Source organism: Pseudomonas sp. JV414, assembly GCF_032424305.1.
GTDB lineage: Bacteria > Pseudomonadota > Gammaproteobacteria > Pseudomonadales > Pseudomonadaceae > Aquipseudomonas > Aquipseudomonas lini.
Genome location: NZ_VYKC01000017.1, coordinates 100,304 through 126,742, shown reverse-complemented (window position 1 = coordinate 126,742; position 26,439 = coordinate 100,304). Strand labels below are relative to the sequence as shown.

28 protein-coding genes are annotated in these 26,439 nt (G+C 59.9%); 8 read left to right on the top strand and 20 right to left on the bottom strand.

From position 1 onward, the window contains the following. Positions 1-38: 38 nt before the first annotated feature. Both holA and arfA read left to right on the top strand, forming a co-directional pair. Entirely contained in the window at positions 39-1,076 is a 1,038-nt protein-coding gene (gene holA / locus F6R97_RS18385; protein ID WP_315866899.1) for a DNA polymerase III subunit delta, read from the top strand. A 185-nt stretch (positions 1,077-1,261) separates the two neighbouring features. After that, positions 1,262-1,426 carry an alternative ribosome rescue factor ArfA gene (gene arfA, locus F6R97_RS18380; RefSeq protein WP_038981387.1) on the top strand — a complete coding sequence of 55 codons (165 nt, stop codon included), beginning with the start codon at positions 1,262-1,264 and terminating at the stop codon, positions 1,424-1,426. 8 nt (positions 1,427-1,434) lie between these two features. Here arfA and F6R97_RS18375 read toward each other — a convergent pair whose 3' ends face one another. After that, a complete protein-coding gene (locus F6R97_RS18375) occupies positions 1,435-2,169 on the bottom strand; it encodes a hypothetical protein (protein ID WP_156320465.1) in 735 nt (244 codons plus the stop codon). Between the two features lie 462 nt (positions 2,170-2,631). Between F6R97_RS18375 and F6R97_RS18370 the strand changes: the two genes are divergently transcribed. Next, entirely contained in the window at positions 2,632-3,954 is a 1,323-nt protein-coding gene (locus F6R97_RS18370) for a lytic murein transglycosylase (protein ID WP_038981386.1), read from the top strand. Positions 3,955-4,056: 102 nt separating this feature from the next. Here F6R97_RS18370 and F6R97_RS18365 read toward each other — a convergent pair whose 3' ends face one another. The 13 genes from F6R97_RS18365 to F6R97_RS18305 all read right to left on the bottom strand — a co-directional run bounded on the left by F6R97_RS18365 (position 4,057) and on the right by F6R97_RS18305 (position 16,635). Further along, positions 4,057-5,007, bottom strand: coding sequence for an LD-carboxypeptidase (locus tag F6R97_RS18365; protein ID WP_048396442.1), 951 nt, complete (start codon positions 5,005-5,007; stop codon positions 4,057-4,059). A 175-nt stretch (positions 5,008-5,182) separates the two neighbouring features. After that, the gene (gene lipA, locus F6R97_RS18360) at positions 5,183-6,205 is read right to left on the bottom strand and encodes a lipoyl synthase (protein ID WP_007946663.1); all 1,023 of its coding nucleotides are present in this window, start codon (positions 6,203-6,205) and stop codon (positions 5,183-5,185) included. A 1-nt stretch (position 6,206) separates the two neighbouring features. Further along, positions 6,207-6,854, bottom strand: a complete 648-nt coding sequence (lipB, locus tag F6R97_RS18355) for a lipoyl(octanoyl) transferase LipB (RefSeq protein WP_038981384.1) — start codon at positions 6,852-6,854, stop codon at positions 6,207-6,209. Further along, positions 6,854-7,129, bottom strand: coding sequence for a DUF493 domain-containing protein (locus F6R97_RS18350; RefSeq protein ID WP_038981383.1), 276 nt, complete (start codon positions 7,127-7,129; stop codon positions 6,854-6,856). Before F6R97_RS18350 ends, lipB begins: the two co-directional genes overlap by 1 nt. An 80-nt stretch (positions 7,130-7,209) precedes the next feature. Further along, positions 7,210-8,367: a D-alanyl-D-alanine carboxypeptidase family protein gene (locus F6R97_RS18345; protein WP_038981382.1), complete on the bottom strand. Its 1,158-nt coding sequence runs from the start codon at positions 8,365-8,367 to the stop codon at positions 7,210-7,212. Between the two features lie 182 nt (positions 8,368-8,549). Continuing rightward, entirely contained in the window at positions 8,550-9,560 is a 1,011-nt protein-coding gene (locus F6R97_RS18340; RefSeq protein ID WP_038981381.1) for a septal ring lytic transglycosylase RlpA family protein, read from the bottom strand. Further along, on the bottom strand, positions 9,560-10,570 hold the full coding sequence (mltB, locus tag F6R97_RS18335) for a lytic murein transglycosylase B (protein ID WP_315866898.1): 1,011 nt from the start codon (positions 10,568-10,570) through the stop codon (positions 9,560-9,562). Before mltB ends, F6R97_RS18340 begins: the two co-directional genes overlap by 1 nt. Positions 10,571-10,587: 17 nt before the next feature. Continuing rightward, positions 10,588-11,691 carry a rod shape-determining protein RodA gene (rodA, locus tag F6R97_RS18330; protein WP_048396506.1) on the bottom strand — a complete coding sequence of 368 codons (1,104 nt, stop codon included), beginning with the start codon at positions 11,689-11,691 and terminating at the stop codon, positions 10,588-10,590. A 31-nt stretch (positions 11,692-11,722) separates the two neighbouring features. Next, on the bottom strand, positions 11,723-13,618 hold the full coding sequence (gene mrdA, locus F6R97_RS18325) for a penicillin-binding protein 2 (RefSeq protein ID WP_315866897.1): 1,896 nt from the start codon (positions 13,616-13,618) through the stop codon (positions 11,723-11,725). Between the two features lie 10 nt (positions 13,619-13,628). After that, a complete protein-coding gene (gene rlmH, locus F6R97_RS18320; protein ID WP_003185785.1) occupies positions 13,629-14,096 on the bottom strand; it encodes a 23S rRNA (pseudouridine(1915)-N(3))-methyltransferase RlmH in 468 nt (155 codons plus the stop codon). 9 nt (positions 14,097-14,105) lie between these two features. Beyond that, positions 14,106-14,600: a ribosome silencing factor gene (gene rsfS, locus F6R97_RS18315; protein WP_038981377.1), complete on the bottom strand. Its 495-nt coding sequence runs from the start codon at positions 14,598-14,600 to the stop codon at positions 14,106-14,108. Positions 14,601-14,672: 72 nt separating this feature from the next. Beyond that, the gene (nadD, locus tag F6R97_RS18310; RefSeq protein ID WP_161794745.1) at positions 14,673-15,317 is read right to left on the bottom strand and encodes a nicotinate-nucleotide adenylyltransferase; all 645 of its coding nucleotides are present in this window, start codon (positions 15,315-15,317) and stop codon (positions 14,673-14,675) included. A 46-nt stretch (positions 15,318-15,363) separates the two neighbouring features. Continuing rightward, positions 15,364-16,635, bottom strand: coding sequence for a glutamate-5-semialdehyde dehydrogenase (locus tag F6R97_RS18305; RefSeq protein WP_048396438.1), 1,272 nt, complete (start codon positions 16,633-16,635; stop codon positions 15,364-15,366). 189 nt (positions 16,636-16,824) lie between these two features. Between F6R97_RS18305 and F6R97_RS18300 the strand changes: the two genes are divergently transcribed. Then, entirely contained in the window at positions 16,825-17,523 is a 699-nt protein-coding gene (locus F6R97_RS18300) for a DNA-3-methyladenine glycosylase (protein ID WP_038981374.1), read from the top strand. 194 nt (positions 17,524-17,717) lie between these two features. Further along, entirely contained in the window at positions 17,718-19,034 is a 1,317-nt protein-coding gene (locus tag F6R97_RS18295) for a bifunctional DedA family/phosphatase PAP2 family protein (RefSeq protein ID WP_038981373.1), read from the top strand. A 93-nt stretch (positions 19,035-19,127) separates the two neighbouring features. On the opposite strand, the gene F6R97_RS18290 is transcribed toward F6R97_RS18295, so the two are convergent. Genes F6R97_RS18290 through F6R97_RS18280 form a run of 3 tightly spaced genes read right to left on the bottom strand, consistent with a single transcriptional unit; the run spans position 19,128 to position 20,804 of the window. Then, entirely contained in the window at positions 19,128-19,718 is a 591-nt protein-coding gene (locus F6R97_RS18290; RefSeq protein WP_038981372.1) for an LON peptidase substrate-binding domain-containing protein, read from the bottom strand. A 10-nt stretch (positions 19,719-19,728) separates the two neighbouring features. After that, positions 19,729-20,445 carry an LrgB family protein gene (locus F6R97_RS18285; RefSeq protein ID WP_008009037.1) on the bottom strand — a complete coding sequence of 239 codons (717 nt, stop codon included), beginning with the start codon at positions 20,443-20,445 and terminating at the stop codon, positions 19,729-19,731. After that, positions 20,442-20,804, bottom strand: a complete 363-nt coding sequence (locus F6R97_RS18280) for a CidA/LrgA family protein (RefSeq protein ID WP_038981371.1) — start codon at positions 20,802-20,804, stop codon at positions 20,442-20,444. The genes F6R97_RS18285 and F6R97_RS18280 overlap by 4 nt, the downstream gene beginning before the upstream one ends. Before the next feature lie 194 nt (positions 20,805-20,998). On the opposite strand from F6R97_RS18280, the gene F6R97_RS18275 reads away from it, so the two are divergent. The 3 genes from F6R97_RS18275 to F6R97_RS18265 all read left to right on the top strand — a co-directional run bounded on the left by F6R97_RS18275 (position 20,999) and on the right by F6R97_RS18265 (position 23,953). After that, the gene (locus F6R97_RS18275) at positions 20,999-21,454 is read left to right on the top strand and encodes a MaoC family dehydratase (protein ID WP_038981370.1); all 456 of its coding nucleotides are present in this window, start codon (positions 20,999-21,001) and stop codon (positions 21,452-21,454) included. Between the two features lie 114 nt (positions 21,455-21,568). After that, positions 21,569-23,284: a C13 family peptidase gene (locus tag F6R97_RS18270; protein WP_315866896.1), complete on the top strand. Its 1,716-nt coding sequence runs from the start codon at positions 21,569-21,571 to the stop codon at positions 23,282-23,284. A 27-nt stretch (positions 23,285-23,311) separates the two neighbouring features. Continuing rightward, positions 23,312-23,953 carry an oxidoreductase gene (locus F6R97_RS18265; RefSeq protein ID WP_048396435.1) on the top strand — a complete coding sequence of 214 codons (642 nt, stop codon included), beginning with the start codon at positions 23,312-23,314 and terminating at the stop codon, positions 23,951-23,953. Between the two features lie 85 nt (positions 23,954-24,038). Here F6R97_RS18265 and F6R97_RS18260 read toward each other — a convergent pair whose 3' ends face one another. The 3 genes from F6R97_RS18260 to mpl are packed head-to-tail and all read right to left on the bottom strand — an operon-like array spanning position 24,039 to position 26,294. Further along, positions 24,039-24,323, bottom strand: coding sequence for a YceK/YidQ family lipoprotein (locus F6R97_RS18260; protein WP_008070158.1), 285 nt, complete (start codon positions 24,321-24,323; stop codon positions 24,039-24,041). Continuing rightward, entirely contained in the window at positions 24,316-24,948 is a 633-nt protein-coding gene (gene ubiX, locus F6R97_RS18255; protein ID WP_007894343.1) for a flavin prenyltransferase UbiX, read from the bottom strand. Before ubiX ends, F6R97_RS18260 begins: the two co-directional genes overlap by 8 nt. Then, on the bottom strand, positions 24,945-26,294 hold the full coding sequence (mpl, locus tag F6R97_RS18250) for a UDP-N-acetylmuramate:L-alanyl-gamma-D-glutamyl-meso-diaminopimelate ligase (RefSeq protein ID WP_050681917.1): 1,350 nt from the start codon (positions 26,292-26,294) through the stop codon (positions 24,945-24,947). The genes ubiX and mpl overlap by 4 nt, the downstream gene beginning before the upstream one ends. Positions 26,295-26,439 lie beyond the last annotated feature (145 nt).

Genomic DNA, 26,439 nt, shown 5'->3' with positions numbered 1-26,439 from the left:
CCTTACGGGGCGCTCAGGCGCCCCGTTCGCCTCTTCTTATGAAACTCGCCCCCGCCCAACTCGGTAAACACCTGCAAGGCGCCCTCGCGCCGGTCTACGTCATCAGTGGCGATGACCCGCTGCTGTGTCAGGAAGCCGCCGATGCCATCCGCGCGGCTGCCCGCCAACAAGGTTTCGATGAACGCCAGGTCTTCGCCGCCGACGCCAGTTTCGACTGGGGTACGCTGCTACAGGCCGGCGCCAGCATGTCGCTGTTCGCTGAAAAACGTCTTCTGGAACTGCGTCTGCCTTCTGGCAAACCCGGTGACAAAGGCGCCGCGGCATTCATCGAGTATTGCTCGCGCCCGGCTGAAGACACGGTGCTATTGATCAGCCTGCCCAAGCTTGACGGCAGCGCGCAAAAGACCAAGTGGGGCAAGGCACTGATCGAAGGTCCGCAAACCCAGTTCGTGCAGATCTGGCCAGTGGACACCAACCAGTTGCCGAGCTGGATCCGCCAACGCCTGTCCCAGGCCGGGCTTTCCGCCAGTCAGGACGCCGTCGAACTGATCGCCGCTCGGGTCGAGGGCAACTTGCTGGCTGCCGCTCAGGAAATCGAAAAGCTCAAGCTGATGGCCGAGGGTGGCCAGATCACCGTCGAAACCGTGCAAGCGGCAGTGGCCGACAGTGCGCGTTTCGACGTCTTCGGCCTGACCGATGCGATTCTTAATGGCGAGGCTGCTCACGCCCTGCGCATGCTCGAAGGGTTGCGCGGCGAAGGCGTCGAACCGCCGGTGATTCTCTGGGCGCTGGCCCGGGAGCTGCGTCTGCTGGCCAACCTCTCGCTGCAATACAGCCAGGGCGTGCCGCTGGACAAAGCCTTCAGCCAGGCTCGACCGCCAATCTGGGACAAACGCAAACCGCTGATGAGCAAGGCGCTGCAACGCTACTCGGCGCAACGCTGGGCGCACTTGTTGCTCGAAGCGCAGCGAATTGATGCGCAGATCAAGGGCCAGGCGGCAGGTTCGCCGTGGATGAGCCTTAGTCGGTTGACGCTGTTGATGGCCGGTCAGAGATTGTCGTTGCCTGCCGAATAAAATCAAAAGAAAAATCAAAAGATCGCAGCCTTCGGCAGCTCCTACGCGCCCGTTGGGCGCTGCCGAAGGCTGCGATCTTTTGATCTTGCTTTCCTACAAACACACCTGCATTTGCCCTATAGACAGAATCCCTGCTTCGGCAGATTATTCCCCCCGCAACACCCACTCACTTGCGAGAGATCATCATGAGCAAAAAGCCATCTAGAAATGGCCCCAACAAGGCCAAATCCATCATCGCCCAGCCACTGTTCCGCAGCCGTCAGGAACGAGCCGGCAAGGGCAAAGGCAGCTACCGCCGCGAAGCCTTCCAGTCTAAAAGCTGGGAGGCTTCTTGCTTTCTGGCCGCTTGAAATGAACGTCAGTTGACCGCTTGATCAGCCTCCAGATAGGCGAATGTAGTGCTTTCTTCAAGCGTTCTAGGCATGGTGACTTTGATGATCGGGATCGCAACCCCAGTCAACACCTTGAATCGACGCTGATCGACCTGAACGTCCGCCAATCCGGATTTGCCATCCCGAACATAATAAAAAAACGCTTCAATCGGTAATGTCTTCGCCAGACCCGCCTGCCACGTCTTAAGCTTTACGTCGTTTGGAATATTAAAGGTTATAGGCGAAATCGCACGCCCTCCTATCATCCCTTGATAGAAGTTCGGCCCGGAGAGATTGTTAGCCGCATCTCTCACATCAAAACTGCATACCGCGCGAAAGTGGTGCCCCGTAGACGCATATTTGCGATAGTTCGCAGCCCATTGCTCACCCGTGCGAATATTTTGCGAATTGCAAGCAATGCTACTTGGATAGCCTGGAACTTCACCACAACCATTATTGGTGCGCGAATCTGATGTACCATCCACCGGAAAGAAACACAGCACTTCGATATTTGCCTTGCCCGCGGGCGTGCTCAGTATCGGAAAAAAGATAAGACCCTTGTTATAAGTAAACGCCAGACGCTTCATTTTGTAGTCGGATCTGACATAAGAAAAAGATGTACCTCCAGTCCTGATCGCCGTCGGACTTGGATCCCATACATCAAATCCCGCAGCGAGTGCTGTGCCCCGTAATAAAATGCCTGAACATAAAAAAGCCGGCATCGATTCCTTTCCACAATTAATTCGGGTGTCTCGATAGCGCCGAGTCAACTCCGCGGCCACTTGCGGCCCCGTCGAACTGGCATCGATAGACTCTGTAGCACTGGCAACTACAGCTCCATCCGACAGCAGGCTCGTATCCGAATGATGCTGTGACGAACAGCCAGCCAACAACCCAATTATCAACATCCACAGTACACATTTCATTTCAGCGCCCTCATGGGTACGTGCTTAATAAGAGCGGAGCCAACACTTGCAAGCCCGCCCAATAAGTCGTCACACTCATTAAATACGCCAAACCATAGCCCGGATAGCTGTCATAAATGACAGTTGATTTCACTAGAACAATGGCGCTATTTTGGCAAGCCGGCTGATCAGCGCCCTCAAAATCCATTCCTGTGTAGCCCGATTCATTCCACAGGCATGTTAAGGTCTGCACCTGATTCGTATCCTCTGGACCTGTGCATGCCCCTTTGTCTTTCCCGTCGTTGGCACCTTCGCCAACTGATAGCTGCCTCCAGCCTCGTTCTGCTTGTCGCCTGTGCGGAAAAACCCACCGCCGCCGACGCCCAACCGCTTCAGACCCGCACCGTTGCGACGGCCCCCGCGATCATTCCGCCGGTGGTGCCAACCGGTGAGAATCTCGACATCCAGCCTACCCAGACCTTTGCCGAATGGCAGGCGGGTTTTCGCAAAGACGCCCTCGCCGCCGGGATTCGCGCCGACCTGTTCGACCGTGCGTTTGCCAATGTCAGCGTGGACGACAGTGTGATCCGTGCCGACCGTAGCCAACCGGAATTTACTCGCCCGGTGTGGGAGTACCTCGACGGGGCGCTGTCGCCGCTACGGGTGCGCAAAGGTCAGGCGCTGGTCAGCCAGTACGCCGACATCCTGCAAAGCATCGAGCAGCGCTACGGCGTCGACCGCCAGGCATTGGTCGCGGTGTGGGGCATGGAAAGTAACTTCGGTCAGTTCCAGGGCAGCAAGTCGGTGATCAACTCCCTGGCGACCCTGGCTTATGAAGGTCGACGTCCGGGCTTTGCTCATGCGCAACTGATCGCTGCCCTGCAAATCCTGCAGCAGGGTGATATCGAACCAGAGAACATGCTCGGTTCCTGGGCCGGCGCCATGGGTCAGACCCAGTTCATTCCGACCACCTACAATACCCACGCTGTGGACTTCGACGGCGATGGCCGCCGCGACATCTGGAACAGCTCCGCTGATGCATTGGCCTCGACTGCGCACTACCTGCAAAGCTCCGGCTGGCAGAAAGGCCAGCCCTGGGGCTTCGAAGCGCAATTGCCGAGCGGCTTCAATTACGCCCTGGCCGATGGCACGATTCGCAAGAGCGTTACCGAGTGGCAGCAACTGGGGGTGACCCTGCCCAATGGCGGCCAGGTTCCAGCAGGTTCCGAACACCTGTCGGCCGCCCTGCTGCTGCCTGCCGGCTATCGCGGCCCGGCGTTCCTGGTTCTCGATAACTTCCGCGCGATTCTCAAGTACAACAACTCTTCGTCCTATGCCTTGGCCGTGAGCCTGCTGTCCGAACGTTTCAATGGCGGCGGCTTGATCAGCGGTCTATGGCCGAAAGATGACTTGCCGCTGAGCCGTACCGAGCGAATCGAGCTGCAAAACCTGCTGAGCGCCCAGAACTACGACGCAGGGACCGCCGACGGGATTATCGGCGCCAATACCCGCAAAGCGATCCGCAGCGCCCAGCAGTCGTTTGGCTGGCCAGCAGATGGTTATCCGACGCACAAGTTGCTGGAAGGGTTGCGTAACCGCTAAAAGCTTCGCGGGCAAGCCTCGCTCCTACAGAGATTGCGTGATCAACGTTCCCCTGTAGGAGCGAGGCTTGCCCGCGAAGACTGACTAACAGACGCTAACGAACTACCGCTCGATCACCACATCCTGCTCCAACACCAACACCTTGTTCCCCGCATCCAGCCTGACCAGCGCGCCCATCGGCAGCGTCAAATTCGGATCACAATGCCCGCTACGCCATCCGGCCAGCACGGGTATGCGCAAAGGAGCAAAGGTCTGCTTGAGCAACCTCTCCAGCGCAATCGCATCAACCCCCGCCACATCCCCCACCAGAACCCCACGCAGCTTGTGCAGCGTGCCGGCCAGACGCAAATGAGTCAGCAGCCGATCGATGCGATACAGCGGTTCGTTGATGTCCTCGATGAACAGGATGACGCCTTCGGCATCGATCTCGTAAGGCGTGCCCATGGTCGCGGCGATCATCGACAGATTGCCCCCCAGCAAACGCCCATGAGCGATGCCGGGCTCGATTGTGGTCAACGGCCAGGCCACCGGGTGAGAAAGCACACTGCCCGCCTTCACCTGCCCGCGCAGCATGTTGAAAAACGAGAACTCGGTGGGTTGTTGCTTGTCACCCAGCAGGTCAGCGTTGAGCATCGGGCCATGGAAGGTCACGAACCCTGCATAACGACTGATGGCCGAGTGCAGTGCAGTGACGTCGCTGTAGCCGACGAACGGCTTGGCGTTGTTGCGCAGTAATTCGAAATCGATGCGATCGAGCAAACGTGGCGTACCGTAACCGCCACGCAGACAGATGATCGCGTCGACCTCGCTGTCAGCGAATGCCGCGTGCAAGTCATTGAGCCGCACCTCGTCGCTGCCGGCCAGATAGCCATCTGTCTGGTAAACGCCGGGAAACACCCGCAATGAATAGCCGCGAGCGCGCATCCAGGCAATGGCTTTGTCGGTATCCAGTGCTGCGGGGCCGGCGGGCGCGATCACGCCGATCAGCCCTTGCGACGATAAGGCCGGAACGGGGGCGTGAGGACAAAGGGTGTGGGTCGGTCGAGCGGTCATCCATGAATCTCCCTGTGTAAAAGCTTCAACACACAGTAGTCAGGAACGGGGACAAACAGAAGAGGGTCCGTCGCCCCGCAGGTTGCAGGAAAAGTCTGTAATTGCCGTGAGCAAGGCAAAAAAACGCCCGCAAGGCTGAAAACCTTGCGGGCGTTTTTTCATTTTTCACAGCAGATCAGGACGACATCAGCTCGGCCTTGACCAGCTTCGCCTGCTCGTCGGCGTGGTACGAGGAACGTACCAACGGGCCGGAAGCGACGTTCTTGAAGCCCATCTTGTAACCTTCCTCGGCAAACCAGGCGAAAGTGTCCGGGTGCACGAAGCGCTGGACCGGCAAGTGGCTGCGGGACGGTTGCAGGTACTGGCCCAGGGTCAGCATGTCGATGTCGTGTTCGCGCATGCGCTTCATGACTTCGATGACTTCTTCGTCGGTTTCGCCCAGGCCCAGCATCAAACCGGACTTGGTCGGAATGTGCGGCATCATCTGCTTGAAGCGTTGCAGCAGAGTCAGCGACCACTGGTAATCCGAACCCGGACGCGCAGCCTTGTACAGGCGCGGTACGGTTTCCAGGTTGTGGTTGAACACATCCGGCGGCTCGGCGGCGGTGATTTCCAGCGCGACGTCCATGCGACCACGGTAGTCCGGGACCAGGGTTTCGAGCTGCACGTTCGGCGACAGTTTGCGGATTTCGCGGATGCAGTCGGCAAAGTGCTGGGCACCGCCGTCACGCAGGTCGTCGCGGTCTACCGAAGTGATGACGACGTACTTGAGTTTCAGGTCGGCGATGGCAATGGCCAGGCTTTCCGGCTCGTTGACGTCCAGTGGCTTCGGACGACCATGGCCAACGTCGCAGAACGGGCAGCGACGGGTGCAGATGTCACCCATGATCATGAAGGTCGCTGTGCCGCCGGAGAAGCACTCGCCCAGGTTCGGGCAGGACGCCTCTTCGCACACGCTGTGCAGCTTGTGTTTACGCAGCAGGGCCTTGATGCGATCGACTTCCGGGGAAACCGGGATGCGCACGCGAATCCAGTCGGGTTTCTTCGGCAGTTCAGTGGTCGGGATGATCTTCACCGGGATGCGTGCAACCTTCTCGGCGCCGCGCAGCTTGACGCCGGCTTCAACCTTGGCACGCGGGGCCGGACGCTCGGTGACATCGAGCGTCGGGATCATGGTTTGCACTGCATCAGTAGTCATATCAGTCGATTCCGCCCGTTAGGGTCGTCTGCTCAGCATAGTCGAGGTGTTTGACGAGCTGCGCGCGCAGCCGGGCACTTACCTCGGCAAATTCAATCGATCCTGCGTGATCGCTCAGCTGGGTCATCGCCAGCCCGGCGTAGCCGCAGGGATTAATCCGTCGAAACGGTTCCAGGTTCATATCCACGTTCAAGGCCAGGCCATGAAAGGAGCAACCGTGGCGGATCCGCAGACCCAGAGAAGCGATTTTCGCGCCATCGACATAGACACCCGGCGCATCCGGCTTGGCCACCGCGGTCACGCCGTAGCTGGCCAGCAGCTCGATCAGGCATTGCTCCATGCGGCTGACCAGGTCGCGCACGCCGAACCCCAGTTTGCGCACGTCCAGCAACAGGTAGGCCACCAATTGGCCGGGACCGTGATAAGTCACCTGACCACCGCGGTCGACCTTAACCACCGGAATATCCCCGGGCAGCAACAGGTGTTCAGCCTTGCCGGCCTGGCCCTGGGTGAACACCGGCGGGTGTTCCACCAGCCAGACTTCGTCGGCGGCATCGCTGCCGCGCTCGTTGGTGAAGCGCTGCATGGCATGCCAGACCGGCTCGTAAGCCATCTGACCGAGCTCGCGAAAGCCCAGCGTGCCAGACATCACAGCACCATGTGCACGAAACCGGTAGCCCGCAACTCGCTGTTGATGTCGTACAGCTGTTCCTGGCCGGTGGCGATGATGTGCAACTGGATGGTCGTGTACTTGCCGTTGGTACTCTGCCGTTCGGCAAAGGTTTTGTGGTCAACGGTCGCGTGTTTCTCAAGGATCGCGATGATCTTGTCCTTGAAACCCACGCCTGTGTCGCCAATTACCTTGATCGGGTAATCCGCGCAGGGGAATTCGATTTTTGGCGCCTTTACTTCAGTGTCTGTCATGGCGTAACGGCCTCGTAAGCCGTGGCAACGGACATGGCCCCGCTCCGGATTGGAACGAGGCCATGCAGGTCCACACTAATTCAGTTGAACAAGCCGTAGAAGAATAGACGGATGCTATCCCACATGCGGCGGAAGATACCACCCTCGTCGACCGCGTCCAGAGCGATCAGGTCGGCGCTGTGCACCACCTTGTCGTCCAGTTTCACTTCGACTTTACCGATCACATCGCCCTTGGCGATTGGCGCGACCAGTTGTGGGGTCATGGTCATGCTGGCAGCGAGCTTTTTCAGCTGGCCTTTTGGCAGGGTCATGGTCAGGTCTTGAGCCAGACCGGCCTTGACTTGATTGGTCGTGCCTTTCCAGACAGGTGCCTGAGCCAGCTCGGCGCCCTTCTGATAGAAGGTCTGGGTTTCGAAGAAGCGGAAACCATAGGTCAGCAGCTTCTGGGTTTCGGCAGCACGGGCCACTTCGCTGTTGGTGCCGAACACCACGGCGATCAGGCGCATGCCATCGCGTACAGCCGAAGACACCATGCAGTAGCCGGCTTCGTCGGTGTGACCGGTTTTCAGACCGTCGACGGTCTTGTCACGCCACAGCAGCAGGTTGCGGTTAGGCTGCTTGATGCCGTTCCAGAAGAACTCTTTCTGCGAGTAGATCGCGTAGTGAGCCGGGTCTTCGTGAATGATCGCGCGAGCCAGCACGGCCATGTCGTGAGCCGACGAGTAGTGCTCCGGGTTCGGCAGGCCGGTCGGGTTCATGAAGTGGCTGTTGGTCATGCCCAGATCGCCAACGGTTTTGTTCATCATGTCGGCGAATGCGTCTTCGCTGCCGGCGATGTGCTCGGCGAGCGCAACACTGGCGTCGTTGCCCGACTGAATGATGATGCCGTGCAGCAGGTCGCTGACAGTCACTTGCGTGCCGACCTTGATGAACATCCGCGAACCGCCGGTACGCCAGGCGTTCTCGCTGACGGTCACTGGATCGTTTTCACCAATCTGGCCACGACGGATTTCCAGGGTCGCGATGTAGGCGGTCATCAGCTTGGTCAGGCTGGCCGGTGGCAGACGCTGGTCACCGTTGTTCTCTACCAGCACGTTGCCGCTGCTGGCGTCCATGAGTACGTAGGCTTTGGCGGCCAGTTGCGGTGGCGACGGCATCATCTCGACCGCGAATGCGGCAGGCGAGAGGAGCAGCGGGACTAGCAGGCACAGGCGTTTGGCAAAGGTGGTGATGTTCATCCGTCTCTCGAAATCGCTAATGGAAACTGCCCTAGGGCAAAACTAATCAGACAACTCTCTAAAAAGTTGTCGCGTGTTCAGTTGCTCACTCTGCAACCCTTGCCGGGCTTTTGTTCTTCAACGAGCCAACAACCCGGTTCCCCCCCCAAACCGCAAGCGAACCGTCAAACAAGAACCAGGTATTACTCGGCGCTGACCAGGCTCGGCGAACCGAGATTGGCCAGCCGCACGCTGTTCTGCACTTGCTGAATTTCACCCGGCGAGCCGATCGGCCCCAGGCGCACTCGATGCAATGTCTGCTGGTTACGCACGATCGAGCTGATGAACACCGGAGCGCTCACCATCCCGCTGAGCTTCGATCTCAGGAGTTCTGCAGCGTCCGGGTTGGCGAACGCGCCCACCTGCAGATACTGGCCAGAGGCTGGTACAGAAGCGTTTTTTTTTGCATCGATTTGCACGGGCACTACGGCCGCGGCGTGTTGCTGCGGCGGTGGCGTCCATTGTTCGACGGTGCCGGCCGACGCCGTAATCACCGGGGCGCTATTTTGCGCGACTTTCGGCTCATTAAGCATCAAGGGCGCCGGACGGCCTTTGGCTGCCCACCATTGCTGCGGGTCGATGCCTTCGACCTTGACCCGCGCCGTGCCGGTTTCGGCATAGCCGAGCTTTTTGGCGGCAGCATAGGACAAGTCGATGATGCGGTCAGAGTAGAACGGCCCACGGTCGTTGACCCGCAGGATCACGGTTTTGTTGTTGTCCAGGTTAGTCACCCGAACGTAACTGGGCAGTGGCAAGGTCTTGTGCGCGGCACTCATGCCGTACAGGTCGTACACCTCGCCATTGGCGGTGTTCTGGCCGTGGAACTTGGTGCCGTACCAGGACGCCGTGCCCGACGCGACGTAGGTCTTGGATTCCTGCTGCGGGAAATAAGTCTTGCCCAGCACGGTGTACGGGTTGGCTTTGTAAGGACCACTGTGCAGGGTCGGCGTGGCATCCGGGATACGCGATACGTCGACGTCCCACCAGGGTGCGCCATCCTTGTGAGCCCGGTTGATATCCAGGCCAGGTGCCGAACGAACGGCGGTCGGAGACTTCTGAGCCGGCGCGCGGCTGGTCGAACAACTGGCGACCAGGACCGTCAACGCGGCGAACGCCATGAGCTTCAGGGGTTTATTCATAGGCAATGCCCGCATTACTTGACGCCCCGTGCTTGGACCAGCTGTTCAGACAGTTGATGTACGGCCATGGCGTACATCACGCTGCGGTTATAACGCGTGATCGCGTAAAAATTCGTCAGGCCCATCCAGTATTCAGGGCCATTGTCACCTTCCAGACGGAAAGCCGTGACTGGCATATCATCGCGCAGCGCATCATGACTCGACCAGCCCAGCGCCCGCAACTCCCCGACGGTTTTCGTCGGCTCGATGCCGGCGGTCAAACCCTCGTCTACCTGATCGCCACGCACATCGGCGCGGCTGACCACAGGTTCGCCGGCAACCCAGCCGTGACGCTTGAAATAACTGGCGACGCTGCCGATGGCATCATCCGGGTTGGTCCAGATATTAATGTGACCGTCACCGTCGAAATCCACCGCATAAGCGCGAAAACTGCTCGGCATGAACTGCGGCAAACCCATGGCTCCGGCGTAGGAGCCTTTGAGGGTCAACGGGTCGACCTGCTCCTCGCGGGCCAGCAGCAGGAATTCACGCAATTCCTTGCGGAAGAATTCGGCACGGGGAGGATAGTCGAAACCCAGGGTCGACAAGGCATCGATTACCCGGAAATTGCCGGTATTTCGACCAAAAAAGGTCTCGACGCCGATGATCGAGACGATCACCTGCGCCGGCACGCCGTATTCCTGCTCGGCGCGAGCCAGGACCGCTTCGTGCTGACGCCAGAAGTCCACACCACGAGCGATGCGCGCGTCGGTGATGAACATCGGGCGATATTCTTTCCACTGTTTAACCCGTTCGGCGGGCTTGGAGATCGCGTCCAGAATCGACTGTTTGCGCTCGGCTTCGCGGAACACGCCCATCAGCTGTTCGCCGGCAAAGCCATAGTCGCGGGTCATTTCACCGACGAACTCGGCCACCTGGGGTGAGCCTTCGTAATCGCCGGCCCACGCTTGCTGCGCGGTACCAAGGATGCTTACCAGGCCGACCCACGGTGCGTATCGAGTCGCCCAGCCACGCATTACTTGCATTGAAATCTTCACCTTATTCAAACCTGTGCGATCCACTTACGATGGGTATGGATCGACATCAAAACCCCAAACGCTGACAGTAGCGTCACCAGCGAAGTTCCTCCGTAGCTAATGAACGGCAACGGCACTCCCACAACCGGCAACAGGCCACTGACCATACCGATGTTGACGAAAACGTAAACAAAAAACGTCATGGTCAGGCTGCCCGCGAGCAATTTGCCGAACAATGTCTGCGCCTGGGCGGTAATCACCAGTCCGCGACCGATCAACAGCAGGTAAATCAGCAACAGTGCGCAGATGCCCACCAGGCCGAATTCTTCGCCCAGCACCGCAATAATGAAGTCGGTGTGGCTTTCCGGCAGGAAGTCCAGGTGCGACTGAGTGCCAAGCAACCAGCCTTTGCCGAACACGCCACCGGAACCGATGGCGGCTTTCGACTGAATGATGTTCCAGCCGGTACCCAGCGGATCGCTCTCCGGGTCGAGGAACGTCAGGACGCGCTGCTTTTGGTAATCGTGCATCACGAAGTACCACATGGCCACAGACACCGGCACGGCGGCAGCAATTACGCTGAGAATCCAGCGCCAGCGCAGGCCGCCCATGAACAGCACGAACGCGCCACCGGCGAGAATAAGCAGTGAAGTGCCGAGGTCGGGCTGGCGCACGATCAAGATGAATGGCAACCCGATCAGAAACAGACTGACGCCCACATGCTTGAGCTGTGGCGGCAAGGAGCGCTTGGCCAGGTACCAGGCGATAGTTGCCGGCATCAGGATCTTCATGAACTCCGAGGGCTGGAAGCGGATCACCCCGGGAATGTTGATCCAGCGCGTGGCACCCATGGCGTTGTGGCCCATGACGTCCACCACCACCAGCAACAGCACGCCGATCACATAACCGACGGGCACCCAGCGGGCCATGAAGCGCGGCTCGAACTGGGCGATGACGATCATCGACACCAGGCCGATGCCAAAGGAAGTCGCTTGCTTGGCCAGCAAATCCCAGCTTTTGCCGCTGGCCGAATACAGCACGAACAGGCTGCCGGCCGCGAGGGTCAGCAGCAGGATCAGCAACGGGCCGTCGATATGCATGCGTTGCAACAGCGTCGCACGGCGACGCATCACATCCTCGCTGGAGAGGATGCGATCGAAATTACTCTTCACGGGCCGTAGCCTCCGCACTGATAGGGCTGGCGTATTCGGCTTTCAGTCGGCCGTCCTGGTCCAGGAGCCAGGCGTCCATGACTTGACGCACCACAGGCGCGGCGACACCGGAGCCGGACTCACCGTTCTCGACCATCACCGACACTACGATTTTCGGGTTTTCGGCCGGCGCGAAGCCAACGAACAAGGCGTGGTCGCGATGGCGCTCCTGAACCTTGGAGCGGTCGTATTTCTCGCCCTGCTTGATCGCGACCACCTGAGCCGTACCACTTTTGCCGGCGATCCGGTATTGCGAACCGATCGCGGCCTTGCGCGCGGTACCGCGGGCACCGTGCATCACCTGCTGCATGCCGTGGTTGACCTTGGCCCAGTCCGACGGGTCGCGCAGGATAATGTCCGGCATCGGATTTTCGTCCACCGGCTTCGCGCCTTCGAGGGTCTTGGCCAAATGCGGACGATTCCAGACCCCCTTGTTGGCCACCAGCGCCGTGGCCTGCGCCAACTGCAACGGAGTGGACTGCATATAGCCCTGACCGATCCCGAGAATCAGCGTTTCGCCCGGGTACCAGGCCTGACGACGGGTCGCGCGCTTCCATTCCCGGGTCGGCATCAACCCCGGCGACTCTTCGAACATGTCGAGGGAGACCTTCTGGCCAATGCCGAATTTGCTCATGTAGGCCGACAACCGATCGATCCCCAGCTTATGCGCCAGGTCATAGAAGTAGGTGTCATTGGAGCGCATGATCGCCGTGTCCAGATCCACGTAACCGTCGCCGGTACGGTTCCAGTTACGGTATTTGTGATCGTAGTTGGGCAGTTGGTAGTAACCGGGATCGTAGACCCGGGTCGACGCCGTAACCACGCCCGCATCCAGACCGGCAATCGCCACCGCTGGTTTAATCGTCGAGCCCGGCGGGTACAGACCACGCAACACGCGGTTGAACAGTGGCCGGTCGATGGAATCGCGCAACTCGGAATAGGCTTTGAAGCTGATGCCGGTGACGAACAGGTTCGGGTCGAAACTCGGCTGACTGACCATCGCCAGCACTTCGCCGGTTTTCGGGTCCAGCGCCACCACCGCGCCACGGCGACCGCCAAGCGCGGCTTCGGCGGCCTCCTGCAATTTGATGTCCAGGCTCAGGACGATGTCCTTGCCGGAAATCGGTTCGGTACGTTTGAGTACCCGCAGCACGCGGCCGCGGGCGTTGGTCTCAACTTCTTCGTAACCCACCTGACCGTGCAGCTCGGGCTCGTAGAACCGCTCGATGCCGGTTTTACCAATTTGATGGGTGCCGCTGTAACCCACCGGATCCAGAGTCTTCAGCTCTTTCTCGTTGATCCGCCCCATGTAACCCACCGAGTGCGCAAAGTGCGCGCCCTGCGGGTAATGCCGCACCAGTTGCGCGACCACTTCCACGCCAGGCAGGCGGAACTGGTTCACCGCGATGCGGGCGATCTGCTCTTCGGTCAGCTCGAACAGGATTGGCACCGGCTCAAACGGTCGGCGCCCCTGACGCATGCGCTTTTCGAAGATCACCCGGTCCTCGGGCGTCAGCTCCAGCACTTCAACGATCACGTCGAGCACTTGCTGCCAGTCACCGGAGCGTTCGCGGGTCATGCTCAGGCTGAAGCTCGGCCGGTTGTCGGCCACCACCACGCCATTGCGGTCGAAGATCAACCCGCGTGTCGGCGGAATCGGCTGCACATGGACGCGGTTGTTTTCCGAGAGGGTCGAGTGGTACTCGTACTGGATCACCTGAAGGAAATACAGCCGAGCGATCAGCACGCCAATCAGCGCCACCACTGCAATTGCCCCGAACACGACGCGGCCACGCACCAGACGGGCGTCTTTTTCGTGGTCCTTGATACGGATCGGCTGGGGCATGAGGGCAGAACTACTTGTGGTAAGGGTGGCCGGACAACACTGTCCAGGCACGATACAGCTGTTCGCCGATCAGAATCCGCACCAGCGGGTGCGGCAACGTCAACGGTGACAACGACCAGCGTTGATCCGCCCGGGCACAGACTTCCGGCGCCAGCCCCTCGGGGCCGCCGACCATGAAATTCACCGTGCGCGAGTCCAGCCGCCAACGATCGAGTTCGACCGCCAGTTGCTCGGTGCTCCAGGGCTTGCCGTGGACTTCGAGGGTGACAATGCGCTCGTTCGGCCCGACCTTGGCCAGCATGGCTTCGCCTTCCTGACGGATAAAGCGCGCCACGTCGGCGTTCTTGCCGCGAGTGTTGAGCGGAATTTCCACCAGTTCCAGCGCCAGCTCGGACGGAAGACGCTTGGCATATTCATGCCAGCCTTCTTCCACCCATTTGGGCATGCGTGAACCGACGGCGATCAGTCGCAGTCGCACAGCGTTCCCTTATTGCTGGTCTTTGTTGAGCTTGATGAAATGCTCATGGGTGTTTTCCGGGCTGTGGTGCGCGGCGCTGCCGGCACGGCTCTGCTCAGCACCCTGCCACAAACGCTCCAGGTCATAGAACTGGCGAGCGCTGGCAGTCATCATGTGCACGATGACATCGTCCATATCCAGCAACACCCAGTCGCTGTCGCCCTTGCCCTCTTCACCCAACGGCTTGACGCCCTGGGCCTTGACCGCCTCGCGGACCTTGTCCAGCATCGCGCCGATCTGGCGGTTGGAAGTACCGGTAGCAATGATCATGAAGTCAGTGATGCTCTGCTTTTCACGAACGTCGATCACCAGAACATCCTGGGCCTTGACGTCTTCCAGGGCTGCAACGGCAACCTTGACCAGCTCTTCGCCGCGCAGTTCCGGGCCGGTATTGGCCACTACTGGCAGCGGAGCGCTCTTGAACGTGCCCTTGCGCTTTACTTTGTTTACGTCTTTGTCAGTCATATAAAACTCGTTTTGCTCGTGTGTTCGGGCGCTTCGATACACGCATTCACGTGCCTTGAAGCGCGCCCTTTTTCAGTTCGACGCACGGTAAAGCCCGTGCGCATCGATGTAGGCCAGGACCGCGTCGGGCACCAGGAAACGTACCGACTTACCGCTGGCCAGCAGTTGACGGATCTGGGTGGCGGATACCGCGAGCGGCGTCTGCCAGACGAATGCAATCTGTCCGCTCGGCCCTTTGAGGGCCAGCGGGTCGCTCACCGAGCGCGCTGCCAGCAGGTTGCGCAAGGCATCCGGCGGTTCGCTGTCGGCATCCGGGCGTTGCAGCACCAGGATGTGGCAATGCTGGAGCAACTCTTCCCAGCGGTGCCAAGTGGGCAGGCCGCAAAATGCGTCCCAGCCCAAAAGTAGAAAAACCTGGTCTGGGGCGGCCAATTCGGCGCGCATCAGTTCCAGGGTGTCGATGGTGTAGGACGGTTTGTCCCGCTGCAATTCGCGGGCGTCCACCACCAACGGAGGCACACCGGCCACCGCGCACTTGACCATCGCCAGACGGTCCTTCGCCGACACTTGCGGCGTACCGCGATGAGGCGGCCTGGCACTGGGTGTCAGACGCAACTCATCGAGCGCCAGCGATTCGGCGACTTCCAGCGCACCGCGCAAATGGCCGATGTGCACCGGGTCGAAGGTCCCGCCCAGTACGCCAATGCGTCGAGGCAGAGGCTCGCTGGCGGTCACTTGGATTGACGGGTCGAAGTCGCCCAAGTCAGACCGACTCCTGGCCGCGCAACTGACCGTCACCGATCACGATGTACTTCTCGCAGGTCAGACCTTCGAGGCCCACCGGGCCGCGGGCGTGCAGCTTATCAGTAGAAATGCCAATCTCGGCACCCAATCCGTATTCGAAGCCATCGGCGAAGCACGTCGGGGTGTTGATCATGACCGAAGACGAATCGACTTCAGCCACGAAACGCCGGGTGTCTGCCAGGTTTTCGCTGACGATCGAATCGGTGTGATGGGAGCCGTACTTATTAATGTGCTCGATGGCCTGATCCAGACCGTCGACCACGCGGATCGAGAGGATCGGCGCCAGGTATTCGGTGTGCCAGTCTTCTTCAGTCGCTGCAATGGCCTCGATGATCGCCTGGGTACGCTCGCAACCGCGCAGTTCGACGCCTTTTTCGCGGAACTGGGCAGCCATCGATGGCAGGAAATCCTTGGCGACTGCCTGATCGACCAGCAAGGTTTCCATGGCGCCACAGATGCCATAACGGTAAGTCTTGGCGTTGAACGCGATGCGCTGGGCTTTCGGCAGATCGGCATGAGCGCTGACATAGACGTGACAGATGCCGTCCAGGTGCTTGATGACGGGCACGCGGGCATCGCGACTGACCCGTTCGATCAGGCCACGGCCACCACGGGGCACGATGACATCAACGTATTCGGGCATGGTGATCAGCGCGCCGACGGCCGCACGGTCGGTGGTTTCGACCACTTGCACCACGGCGGCAGGCAGATCGGCCTCGGCCAGGCCGCGCTGGATGCAGGCAGCAATAGCACGGTTGGAATGAATCGCCTCGGAGCCGCCACGCAGGATGGTCGCGTTGCCGGACTTCAGGCACAGGCTGGCGGCATCGATGGTCACGTTCGGCCGTGATTCGTAGATGATCCCGATCACGCCCAATGGCACACGCATCTTGCCGACCTGGATGCCGGACGGGCGATAACTCATGTCGCGGATCGCACCCACCGGGTCCGGCAGTGCCGCGACCTGACGCAAACCGACGATCATGCCGTCGATGCGCTCCGGGGTCAGTGCCAAGCGTTCCAGCAGAGCAGGCTCCAGACCATTGGCGCGACCGGCGGCCAAATCCAGCTCATTGGCAGCCGTCAGTTCGGCGCGTGCAGCGTCCAGCGCATTGGCAGCCGCCTGCAGCGCACGGTTTTTCTGCGCGGTGCTGGCACGGCCGATCACGCGGGAAGCTTCGCGGGCGGCGCGACCCAAACGGGTCATGTAGTCAAGAACGGACTCAGTCATGGTCTGCAATGGTCTTTGCTAAGGTCTTGGTAAAGAGTAAAGCGGCAGATTATAGCTGTCGCGTCCCGGGACTAACAGCGGTGACAGGCGGATGGTCGAAATGGAGGGCAATTTGCCGACGTTCAGCCGGGATTAAGCTGCATATTGTTATCATCACGACTCAATCAGCCCTGATAAACGCTGTTCATCATGACTAACCTGCCTGTTTCTGCATCCACTACGCGCCAGCCCAAGGGGCTGCCGGATGCATTTTTCGACCGCGATGCCCAAACGCTGGCCCGGGATTTACTGGGCAAAATCATCCGTCATCGGGTCGGCGACCTGTGGCTCAGTGCCCGGATTATCGAGACCGAAGCCTATTACTGCGAAGAAAAAGGCAGCCACGCCTCTCTTGGCTACACAGAAAAGCGTAAGGCTTTGTTTCTGGATGGCGGCCACATCTATATGTATTACGCCCGCGGCGGCGATTCGTTGAACTTCAGCGCTCAGGGCCCCGGCAATGCGGTGTTGATCAAGTCCGCCTATCCATGGGTCGACGAACTGAGCGGGCCGGCGAGCCTGGCGCAGATGCTATTGAACAATCCCGATGCCCGGGGCCGCCCTCGCCCCTCACAAAAATTGTGTGCTGGACAAACGCTGCTCTGCAGAGCGCTGGGGCTGAAGGTGCCAGTCTGGGACGCCAAACGCTTCGACCATGAAGTGCTGCTGGTGGAAGATGTCGGGCCAGCGCCCGGCCACATCATCCAGACCACACGCCTGGGCATTCCCCACGGGCGCGACGAACACTTGATGTACCGTTTTGTTGATGCGGCTTACGCACTTTACTGCACGCGCAACCCGCTGCGCCGGGGGCAAGTCGAAGGTCGCGATTATTTTTTGTTGTCCTGATACCTGCTGAATCTTGATGCAAAGGAGATCCCTGTGGGAGCGGGCTTGCCCGCAAAGAGGCCATCACATCCAGCATAAATGCTGAATGACAGATCGCTTTCGCGAGCAAGCCCGCTCCCACAGGGAAATCTGTGGCGTAGTGAAGATTGCGCTCGTCCTTTGGGACCGATTGATTATTCGATGGAGTTGTTTTTATGGGCCCATGGCTCGATAGCGTGACCGGTTGGCTGACGGTCAATCCGCAATGGCTGGCCGCGGCAGTGTTCATAGTGGCTTGTATGGAATGCCTGGCGATTGTCGGACTGATCGTGCCTGGCACGGTGTTGCTGTTTGCCGTAACGGTACTGGCTGGCAGTGGCGCGTTGCCATTGGGTGAAACGCTGCTGCTGGGCTTTCTCGGCGGTGTGCTGGGCGACATCGTTTCGTACTTTTTAGGGCGACATTTCCACCAGAACATCCGTCGCCTGCCGGGGTTGCGCCATCATCCGGAATGGATGGCCGGGGCCGAGGCTTATTTCCAGCGTTATGGCATCGCCAGCCTGTTGGTCGGACGCTTTATCGGCCCGCTGCGGCCAATGCTGCCAATGGTCGCCGGGATGTTCGACATGCCATTCCCGCGCTTCGCCGTCGTCAGCCTGTTGGCTGCCGCGGGCTGGAGCCTCGCCTATCTCCTGCCGGGCTGGGCCACCGGGGCGGCGATTCGCTTGCCATTGCCGGAAGGTTTCTGGCCTGAAGCCGGGATTGTCGCCGGCAGCATTGCAGTGATGGTCGGTCTGAGCGCAAACAGCAGCCTGCGCCGCCATCGCCGGGCGACCCTCTGGATCAGCAGCATGAGCCTGTTGATCCTGATCGGCCTGTTCATCGGCTATCCGCACCTGACCGCCCTTGACCAAGGACTGATGACCCTGATACAGGAACACCGTAGCCCGGTGCTTGATGAAGTGGCTGTGGTGTTCACGCTGATCGGTGAGTTCCGCAACATGTTCATGTTCAGCGCGCTGCTGACAGTCTTGCTATTGCTGACACGACAATGGCGACACGCACTCTTCGCCGGCGGCACCCTGCTGTTCACCGCACTGGGCAACACCGCGACCAAGCACTTTTTCGCCCGTGTGCGCCCGGAAGTGCTGAGCGATCCACTGACCAGCTACAGCATGCCCAGCGGCCATGCCTCGGGCTCTTTCGCGCTGTTCTTGACGCTCGCTGTGCTGGCGGGTCGCGGGCAACCGCCGCGCATGCGCCTGACCTGGTTATTGGTGGGCTGCTTGCCGGCGCTGATGATTGCCTTCTCGCGGGTGTACCTGGGCGCGCACTGGCCGACCGATGTACTGGCCGGCGCGATGCTGGCGGCGTGCGTGTGTGCAGTGAGTCTTTGGCTGACTCAACGCCAGACTTCGCTCAACGCCATGCCGCCGAAAATCTGGTGGCTGGTATTGCCGTCGTTGGTGGCGTTGTTCGGTTTCTTTGTGTTGAGACACATGCCGCATGCGATGTTGCGGTATGCGTACTGAAAAAATCAAAAGATCGCAGCCTTCGGCAGCTCCTACAGGGTGTACGCCAATTTAATGTAGGAGCTGCCGGAGGCTGCGATCTTCTAGCGGACGTCAGGCAAACAACTCACCCTGCAACTCATCCAGCAACGCCTGAATCGCATCCAGCCGCTGCTGCGGATCATCAAGTTGCAGCAGGTCTATCTTGTCCACCTCGGCAAACGGCAACAGGTAGGCCAACTGATTGGCCAGCGACTGTTGCCCCGTCGCTTCGGTGCCCATGCTCAACGCTTCGACCATCGGGTGCTCCGCCAAAGCCTTGAGCAGCGCGACAAGGTCGGCGTCGTCATCCTGTAGCGGTTGCTCAGGCTCATCTTTGAGCCACTCGACTTCGGCGACGATCAACTGGTCGCGCTGCACCTCAGTGCGCACTACATGGAAACGCCGCCCGCCCTTCACCCGAATGCCCAGCAGGCCATTGTCCTGCTGGTGGAAGTCGGTGATCAGCGCCTCGCACCCCACTCGTGCGTAGCCTTCGGGGGCGATGCCGACTTCTTCACCGTCGAGGATGCACACCACACCGAAGCCGCCGCCCTGTTTCATGCAGCGACCGATCATGTCCAGGTAGCGCGCCTCGAAGATCTGCAAGTCGAGGATGCAATCCGGAAACAACACCGTGTTCAGCGGAAAAAGCGGCAAGCTCATAGACATTTCCTTACACCACCATCGACACCGCCAACGGCAGGAACACCGCCGTGGCCACGCCCATCAGACTCATCGCCAGTGCCGCAAAGGCACCGCACTCTTCACTTTCCTGCAAGGCCACCGAAGTGCCGACGGCGTGGGCGGTCATGCCCAGGGCCATGCCGCGGGCCTCTGGGCTGTGGACACCGAGGCGGGTCAGAAGACTCGGCCCGAAGATCGCCCCGATCACTCCGGTAATCAACACGAACACCGCGGCCAACGCCGCGACGCCACCAATCTGCTCCGCCACCAGCATGGCAATCGGCGAGGTCACCGATTTGGGTGCCATGGTCATCAGGATCATGTGTTCGGCGCCGAACCACCAGCCCAGCAGTACACCCATGCCCGTGGCGACTACACCACCTATCACCAGCGTAGTAAATATCGGCCAGAACAACTGCCGGATCCGTCGCAGGTTGAGGTACAGCGGCACCGCCAGCGCAACAGTCGCCGGCCCGAGCAAGATGCTGAGGATCTCGGTGCTCTTGCGGTATTCGGCGTAACTCAGACCGCAACCGACCAGTACAGCGATGACCAGCAACATGGAGACCAGCACCGGTTGCAGAAAAACCCAGCGGGTTTTCTCAAAGGCTGCCAGCACCAACTGATACGCCCCCAGCGTAATGCCAATACCGAACAATGGATGATGAATCACCGACGCCCAGGCGCCGTGCCAATCGAAAATCATTGGCCGTCCTCGCGATGAGCGTGAGGCTTGACCATGCGCTGCATCAGCACGCCGGCGAAGGCCATCGACAACAGCAGTGACAGCACCAGCGCACCGGTGATCGCCCAGAAATCCGCGGCAATGTCGGCGGCGTAAACCATCACGCCTACGGCCGGGGGAACCAGCAGCAACGGCAGGTAACGCAACAAACTGCTGGCCGCGAGGTTCAGGGGTTCACCGACTTGACCGCGGATAATCAGATATCCCAGCAGCAGCAATAGGCCAATGATCGGCCCCGGCAGTACCGGCAAAAACAGATGATTGAGGGCGGTGCCGAGCAATTGAAAAAGCACCAGCCAGGTCAGGCCACGTAACAACATCCATCATCTCCCACGCGCTCTCCCCACAAAGAAGGGGCCCGACATTATAAGCACGCCGACGCTATGAATCGGCATTCGCCAAAAGCATGGTTAGTTGACCGGAACAATTTGTCATGTTGATCTAAAGTGGTTCGCAAGGGAGGTCATCCCCCCGCTCGAAAAACCAAAAACCGATGAACCCAAGGAGAGTCTCAATGCCCTATGTTCCAGTTGCGGAGCTCAAAGATTATGTCGGCAAGGAACTCGGATGTTCCCAGTGGCTCACCATCGATCAGGAACGCATCAACCTGTTCGCAGAAGCCACAGGCGATTATCAGTTCATCCATGTCGATCCGGTCAAAGCTGCGCAAACACCTTTTGGCAGCACCATTGCCCATGGCTTCCTGTCGTTGTCGCTGATCCCCAAACTGATGGAAGACATCCTCATCCTGCCCGAAGGCGCGAAGATGGTGGTCAACTACGGTCTGGACAGCGTTCGTTTCATCCAGCCTGTGAAGGTCAATTCCAGGGTGCGACTCAAGGTCGATATGAACGAGGTCATCGAGAAGAAACCCGGCCAATGGCTGCTCAAGGCCACCGCCACGCTTGAAATCGAAGGGTCGGACAAACCGGCGTATATCGCCGAGCCACTGTCCCTCTGCTTCGTGTAAAGCATCCCGGATGCGAAGCAGCTCACGCTGTTTCGCGCCGTGTCTGTGCTGTGTCCCTATAAATGCGACACATAGCTGCGGCATACTCGGTCGCCTAATTGCCCGGATCCCGCTATGCGCTCACTTGCACTCCTTGCTCTGACCCTGTTGCTCACCGCTTGCGGCGATGGCGAATCGCTGTTGCCCCCCGATGCCCGCCTGCCGGACGGCGGACGCTATCGCGGTGATCTGGTCAACGGCTTGCTGCAAGGTGAAGGCCGCATCGATTACCCGAACGGCAGTTGGTACGCCGGCCAGTTCGACAAAGGCCAATGGCATGGCCAGGGCGAATGGCATGGCAGCAACGGCGAGGTCTATCGCGGGCAATTCCAGCAAGGGCTGTTTGACGGCCAAGGCACGCTGACCACCACTGGCAGCAGCTATACCGGCGGTTTCAAGGCGGGCCGACGCGACGGTGAAGGTACCCTCAAAGAAAACGCCATGACCTACCGCGGCGAATTCAAGGCCGATCAATATTCAGGGCTCGGTCGTCTGGAACTCGCAGACGGCAGCCAATACCAGGGGCAATTCGCCCACGGCAAACCCAACGGCGAAGGCCAGCGCAGCGATGCCAGCGGCAATCAGTTCACCGGGCATTTCGCCAACGGCCAGCTGGAAGGCAATGGCACCTTCAACAGCGCCGATGGCGATATCTATGTCGGCGGTTTCAAGAACAATCAACTGCATGGCAAGGGCCGCTACGAAAACGCCGATGGCGATGTCTGGCTCGGTCAGTTCAAGGAAGGCGCGCTCAGCGGCAAGGGCGAGTTGATCGGCGCCGACGGCAGTCACTACATCGGTCAGTTCAGCGACTGGCGTTTCACCGGTCAGGGTCGCTTGAACCTGGCCGATGGCAGCTTCTATATCGGCCAGTTCGACGGCGACAACTATCAGGGCAAAGGTACTTTGGTGCTGACCGATGGCACGGTGCAGAGCGGCACCTGGGTCAATAGTCAGCGCGTGCGCGACGTCGACGGCAAGCTGCTGCCCGACCCCCTCGAACTCGGCTTGCTGGCCCAGGGTCGCTTGCTCGATGATGCAATGGCCAACGTGCCCGCCTCGACCCCGGCGGTCGAACTGTACACCTTGACCTTGGGCGGCGATGGCAAGCAGAGCGTGTTCCTGCGCGAGTCCGACTACGTCGCCAACATGCTCGCCAGCCGTTTCGGCGCCTTCGGTCAGATCCGCCTGGTCAACCATCGCGATCACCTCGGCGACCGGCCGATGGCCACCCGGGAGAACCTGCGCCGCGCCGCCCAAACCCTGGCCGAACGCAGCGGCCCGGAAGACTTGCTGTTCATTTACCTGACTAGCCACGGCACCAGCGAACACGAACTGGTGCTCGACCAGCCACGCATGGAACTGGCCGATTTGCCGGCCGACGAACTCGCCGCCGTCCTCGCGCCCCTGAAGAAGCGCGACAAGATCATTGTGATTTCGTCTTGCTATTCCGGCGGCTTCATCCCCGCCCTCAAGGACGAACGCACCCTGATCATGACCGCCTCGCGCGCCGATCGAGTGTCCTTTGGGTGCTCCGAAGAAGCCAACTTCACTTATTTCGGCGACGCGCTGTTCGCCCAGGCGCTGAACCAGACCGACGATCTGGAGCAAGCCTTCAAACTGGCCAGCGCCACCGTGGCCGAGCGTGAACTGGCCGACAGCTTCGAAGCTTCCGAGCCACAGATCTGGGCGCCGAAAACCGTTCTCAGCCACTGGCAACTGTTGCGCAAACAACAGGCACGAAAGGCACTGCAAAGTGTCTCTATCAGCAAGGATGAAAAGAGCAACTAAGCTGAATAGTATCAAGGGGGAATGACTATGTACTTGACGCCTCAGCATGTATTGCTTGCCGGAGCTACCGGGTTAACCGGTGAACATTTGCTTGACCGTCTACTCAACGAGCCAACGATTACACGGGTATTAGCCCCCTCACGTCGGCCACTGGCAGAGCATCCTCACCTGGAAAACCCGGTCGGCGACCCGGCAGTGTTTTTGCCGCAATTGAACGGTCGCGTCGACATTGCCTACTGCTGCCTGGGCACCACGATCAAGCAGGCCGGCTCCGAGGAAGCGTTTCGCGCGGTGGACCTGGACATGGTCGTGGCCTTCGCCAAACGTGCACGGGAAATGGGTGCACGGCACTTGATCGTGATCAGCGCTCTGGGTGCCGATCGGCGATCCTCGATTTTCTACAACCGGGTTAAAGGGGAGATGGAACACGCATTGCGCGCGCAGAATTGGCCGCAGCTGACCATTTGCCGGCCTTCGCTGTTGCTGGGCGATCGCGTCGAGCCACGACTGGGCGAGAAAGTCGCCGGTCCGTTGTCCCGATTGATTCCGGGCAAATACCACGGCATCGAAGCCTGCCAACTGGCCCGCGCCATGTGGCGCCTGGCGCTGGAAGAGCAGGATGGGGTGCGGATTGTCGAGTCGGATGAGTTGCGTAAGTTAGGCAAGTAAGATCAAAAGATCGCAGCCTTCGGCAGCTCCTACATAGGTATGTGTACACCAGTAGGAGCTGCCGAAGGCTGCGATCTTTTGCTTTTTACAATCCGCCAGTCGCTTGAAAACTTACGCCAATCACCGTCAACAACGACAGCGGCAACAGCAGCGTGTCGAGCAAGGCACTGGCCGGCAGGTCAACACCCGGATAACTCGGCGCTTCTGCGCCGAACCTATCCATGGCGCAGCACCCGCCGTTCATCGCATACCAATCCAGACGTGTTCCCGAATACACCACCGGAGCTCCAGGCTTGGCGGCATCGAGCGTGCGCGCCGTGGCGCAGCCCGCCAACTGCAAAGCCAGCAGGATGATCAGCAGCTTATTCATCGCTGCTCAAATGGTGTTCGCCCCAGCGCGGCAGCATGTCTTGCGGGATGTTCAAACAGTTGAGAATTCGCGCCACGACGAAGTCGATCAAGTCATCGATGGTTTGCGGCTGGTGATAGAAGCCCGGTGACGCCGGCAGAATGGTCACGCCCATGTTCGACAACTTGAGCATGTTCTCCAGATGAATGCTCGAATACGGCGCCTCGCGCGGCACCAGAATCAGCTGGCGGCGCTCCTTCAAGGTCACGTCGGCAGCCCGTTCGATCAAGTTGTTGCAGGCGCCGGTCGCGATAGCCGACAAAGTCCCGGTGGAACACGGCACCACCACCATCGCCGCTGGCGAGCCAGACCCCGAAGCCACCGGCGACATCCAGTCTTCCTTGCCATACACCCGAATCTGCCCGGCGGCGGCGCCGGTGTATTCAGTGAGGAAGGCTTGCATCATCTGCGGTTTCGACGGCAGCGAGACATCGGTCTCGGTGGCCATCACCAGTTGCGCGGCCTTGGAGATCAGGAAGTGCACCTCGCGGTCTTCACGCACCAGGCAATCGAGCAGGCGCAAGCCGTACTGGGCGCCCGAAGCGCCGGTCATCGCCAGCGTGATGCGTTCCGGGCCGTTGTTCATTGCAGCGCCTCGGCCAATTTGCCGTGCAGGCCGCCGAAGCCGCCGTTGCTCATGATCACCACATGCGTGCCGGGCTGGGCCTGGCTCTTCACGCGCTCGATGATGCCTTCCAGCGAATCGCTGACGATCGACGGGACGGTGCACAACGCAGCGGTGCCGCCAAGATCCCAACCGAGGTTGGCCGGCGAATACCAGATCACCTGATCAGCATCGACCACACTTTCCGGCAAGCCATCGCGGTGAGCGCCGAGCTTCATGGAATTGGAGCGCGGTTCGATGATCGCGATCAACGGCGCGTCGCCAATGCGTTTACGCAGGCCGTCGAGGGTGGTGGCGATGGCCGTCGGGTGGTGAGCGAAGTCGTCGTAAATGGTGATGCCACGCACTTCCGCGACTTTTTCCATCCGGCGCTTCACGCTTTTGAACGCGCTCAATGCAGCAATGCCCATCGACGGTACAACGCCGACGTGACGTGCAGCGGCCAAGGTGGCCAAGGCGTTGGCGACGTTGTGCTGACCGGTCATGTCCCACTCGACCATGCCTTGAACGGCGCCTTCGAACATCACTTCGAATTTCGATCCGTCTTCGCTGAGCAGTTTGACCTGCCACTGACCGCCGGCACCGGTGGTTTGCACCGGGGTCCAGCAGCCCATTTCGATCACGCGCAGCAATGCCGGCTCGGTGGTCGGATGGATCACCAGGCCTTCGCTCGGGATGGTCCGCACCAAGTGGTGGAACTGACGCTCGATGGCCGGAAGATCGGGGAAGATGTCGGCATGATCGAACTCAAGATTGTTCAGAATCGCCGTGCGCGGACGGTAGTGAACGAACTTGGAGCGCTTGTCGAAGAATGCACTGTCGTATTCGTCGGCTTCGATCACGAAGAACGGCGTATCACCCAGACGCGCCGACACCGAGAAATTCTGCGGCACGCCGCCGATCAGGAAACCCGGGCTCATACCGGCATGTTCCAGGACCCAGGCGAGCATGCTGCTAGTGGTGGTTTTGCCGTGAGTGCCGGCAACCGCCAGCACCCAGCGACCTTGCAGTACGTGATCGGCCAGCCATTGCGGGCCGGAGACGTATGGCAGGCCTTTGTTCAACACATATTCGACGGCCGGGTTGCCGCGCGACATCGCATTGCCGATCACCACCAGGTCCGGGGCCGGATCGAGCTGCGCCGGGTCGTAACCTTGGGTCAACTCAATGCCCTGGGCTTGCAGCTGAGTGCTCATTGGCGGATAGACGTTGGCATCGGAGCCCGTCACGTGATGGCCCAGCTCTTTGGCCAGAACCGCCATCGAACCCATGAAAGTGCCGCAGATACCAAGAATATGAATGTGCATAGTCGACCTCGTAAAACATGGCCGCAGGTTAGCGTAGGGAGGGGAAAATCGCACTCTTTAGCTGAGATTGGCCGCGACCTCTGTGGCGAGGGGGCTTGCCCCCGTTCGGCTGCGCAGCAGTCGTAGATCCTGAGCTTGCGATGCA

Excerpts from the sequence above, each read along its gene's own strand:
- F6R97_RS18290 (WP_038981372.1), bottom strand. The coding sequence starts at position 19,718 with ATGAGCTTGCCGCTTTTTCCGCTGAACACGGTGTTGTTTCCGGATTGC.
- F6R97_RS18270 (WP_315866896.1), top strand. The coding sequence starts at position 21,569 with ATGCGCTCACTTGCACTCCTTGCTCTGACCCTGTTGCTCACCGCTTGC.
- ubiX (WP_007894343.1), bottom strand. The coding sequence starts at position 24,948 with ATGAACAACGGCCCGGAACGCATCACGCTGGCGATGACCGGCGCTTCG.
- mrdA (WP_315866897.1), bottom strand. The coding sequence starts at position 13,618 with ATGCCCCAGCCGATCCGTATCAAGGACCACGAAAAAGACGCCCGTCTG.
- holA (WP_315866899.1), top strand. The coding sequence starts at position 39 with ATGAAACTCGCCCCCGCCCAACTCGGTAAACACCTGCAAGGCGCCCTC.
- F6R97_RS18280 (WP_038981371.1), bottom strand. The coding sequence starts at position 20,804 with ATGTTGTTACGTGGCCTGACCTGGCTGGTGCTTTTTCAATTGCTCGGC.
- F6R97_RS18340 (WP_038981381.1), bottom strand. The coding sequence starts at position 9,560 with ATGCGGGCATTGCCTATGAATAAACCCCTGAAGCTCATGGCGTTCGCC.
- arfA (WP_038981387.1), top strand. The coding sequence starts at position 1,262 with ATGAGCAAAAAGCCATCTAGAAATGGCCCCAACAAGGCCAAATCCATC.
- F6R97_RS18305 (WP_048396438.1), bottom strand. The coding sequence starts at position 16,635 with ATGACTGAGTCCGTTCTTGACTACATGACCCGTTTGGGTCGCGCCGCC.
- rodA (WP_048396506.1), bottom strand. The coding sequence starts at position 11,691 with ATGCGTCGCCGTGCGACGCTGTTGCAACGCATGCATATCGACGGCCCG.
- F6R97_RS18260 (WP_008070158.1), bottom strand. The coding sequence starts at position 24,323 with ATGAATAAGCTGCTGATCATCCTGCTGGCTTTGCAGTTGGCGGGCTGC.
- F6R97_RS18300 (WP_038981374.1), top strand. The coding sequence starts at position 16,825 with ATGACTAACCTGCCTGTTTCTGCATCCACTACGCGCCAGCCCAAGGGG.
- F6R97_RS18375 (WP_156320465.1), bottom strand. The coding sequence starts at position 2,169 with ATGCCGGCTTTTTTATGTTCAGGCATTTTATTACGGGGCACAGCACTC.
- mpl (WP_050681917.1), bottom strand. The coding sequence starts at position 26,294 with ATGCACATTCATATTCTTGGTATCTGCGGCACTTTCATGGGTTCGATG.
- F6R97_RS18295 (WP_038981373.1), top strand. The coding sequence starts at position 17,718 with ATGGGCCCATGGCTCGATAGCGTGACCGGTTGGCTGACGGTCAATCCG.
- lipA (WP_007946663.1), bottom strand. The coding sequence starts at position 6,205 with ATGACTACTGATGCAGTGCAAACCATGATCCCGACGCTCGATGTCACC.
- F6R97_RS18265 (WP_048396435.1), top strand. The coding sequence starts at position 23,312 with ATGTACTTGACGCCTCAGCATGTATTGCTTGCCGGAGCTACCGGGTTA.
- mltB (WP_315866898.1), bottom strand. The coding sequence starts at position 10,570 with ATGCAAGTAATGCGTGGCTGGGCGACTCGATACGCACCGTGGGTCGGC.
- rsfS (WP_038981377.1), bottom strand. The coding sequence starts at position 14,600 with ATGACTGACAAAGACGTAAACAAAGTAAAGCGCAAGGGCACGTTCAAG.
- F6R97_RS18285 (WP_008009037.1), bottom strand. The coding sequence starts at position 20,445 with ATGATTTTCGATTGGCACGGCGCCTGGGCGTCGGTGATTCATCATCCA.
- lipB (WP_038981384.1), bottom strand. The coding sequence starts at position 6,854 with ATGTCTGGCACGCTGGGCTTTCGCGAGCTCGGTCAGATGGCTTACGAG.
- F6R97_RS18350 (WP_038981383.1), bottom strand. The coding sequence starts at position 7,129 with ATGACAGACACTGAAGTAAAGGCGCCAAAAATCGAATTCCCCTGCGCG.
- F6R97_RS18345 (WP_038981382.1), bottom strand. The coding sequence starts at position 8,367 with ATGAACATCACCACCTTTGCCAAACGCCTGTGCCTGCTAGTCCCGCTG.
- F6R97_RS18365 (WP_048396442.1), bottom strand. The coding sequence starts at position 5,007 with ATGACCGCTCGACCGACCCACACCCTTTGTCCTCACGCCCCCGTTCCG.
- F6R97_RS18370 (WP_038981386.1), top strand. The coding sequence starts at position 2,632 with ATGCCCCTTTGTCTTTCCCGTCGTTGGCACCTTCGCCAACTGATAGCT.
- F6R97_RS18275 (WP_038981370.1), top strand. The coding sequence starts at position 20,999 with ATGCCCTATGTTCCAGTTGCGGAGCTCAAAGATTATGTCGGCAAGGAA.